The organism is Candidatus Methanocrinis alkalitolerans (assembly GCF_029167205.1).
Lineage (GTDB): Archaea > Halobacteriota > Methanosarcinia > Methanotrichales > Methanotrichaceae > Methanocrinis > Methanocrinis alkalitolerans.
Map to the genome: position 1 here is coordinate 1 of NZ_JARFPL010000090.1, position 1,104 is coordinate 1,104.

General features: G+C 37.9%; 1 protein-coding gene. It reads left to right on the plus strand.

What is annotated here, in order from left to right:
- Positions 1 to 159 precede the first annotated feature (159 nt).
- Positions 160 to 456, plus strand: a complete 297-nt coding sequence (locus P0O24_RS12465) for a hypothetical protein (RefSeq protein WP_316970073.1) — start codon at positions 160 to 162, stop codon at positions 454 to 456.
- Positions 457 to 1,104: the final 648 nt, after the last annotated feature.

The following is a 1,104-nucleotide window of genomic DNA, read 5'->3' on the forward strand; positions in this document are numbered from 1 at the left end:
TAATATCGTGTTGACAAATTCTAGTAAAATTATTTTAAACAAAATTTAAGTTAAACGTTTGAATTTATGCACATTTTGGCAAGCAATAAATTCTTAATTTTGCATAGCCTTACTGCGGAATGCCGGTATCATGATTCTAAAAATAATTTTAATATCCTAATGAGCAGAATAGACTCGTTCGAGATAGCTGTGAGAAAAAGATTGATGAAAATCGAAGAGCTATGGCCGAATCTTACAGCGTTTTACTTTGTGGATGGTGCCCCAGCTACAAACAACGCCATAGAAAATTATTATTCTACAAGCCTCAAGACACACAGGAAGAGGCAGCTAAAGACCGGAGGAATTGAAGATCAAATGAGGCTTTCTGCTCTGAAAAGGGCGGGGATGTTCGGAAAACCTGAAAAAACGTTACTAGAAGCGTTCTTCATGTTCATTCCTTTCCTGGATCCGGGGTAACGAAATTTTAATATAAATAGCATTATACATAATTGATTGGCCTTAGCTATCGGATTTCAATTTAATATTATAAATAATATATCCACTTAAAAAACTTTGTAGAATAATAAATTTGAATTCACCCAATATTCGTGAACAAGTTAAAGGAAAAGGGGAAAATGAGAGATTGTTTTGTTCTCAACAACCGTATATCACTCGATTTTTAGATTGTGCCCTTCAAGTTGGATAAATCGAGTTTTTAGGCCCTATAATGAGACATTTGCTCAAGATGTTCCACGTTAGGCAATCCAACCGCGTAAGTCCTAAAGCAGTCGGATATTTCAAACCGATCGGGTGTCGAAGCAAGCCCGCTAGGCGAGATGAGGAGCAGAGGAGAAGTCCTCTCCGAAACGGCCTTTTGGCAAATGGCGGGCAAAAATTTTAGAGGCAGCGCTGACTTTATGTTGTGAGATGGTCTGCTCTGGGCATAATAGACGGTGTGGGGTTCGAGAGAGAAGATACTTGCGTGAGGGAGAGGCATGTTCATTTGTCATCGGTTAAGGGTATTTTGATAGTTTTCTATGTAAAGAGTTATTCTTTTCATTATTAAATTATATTTCAATATACCCTATGCCATGAAAAACGACGCGATGAATACCCTGTGTGTGA

Bases quoted from the DNA above. Each gene is read 5' to 3' on its own strand.
- P0O24_RS12465 (WP_316970073.1), top strand. From the start codon at position 160: ATGAGCAGAATAGACTCGTTCGAGATAGCTGTGAGAAAAAGATTGATG.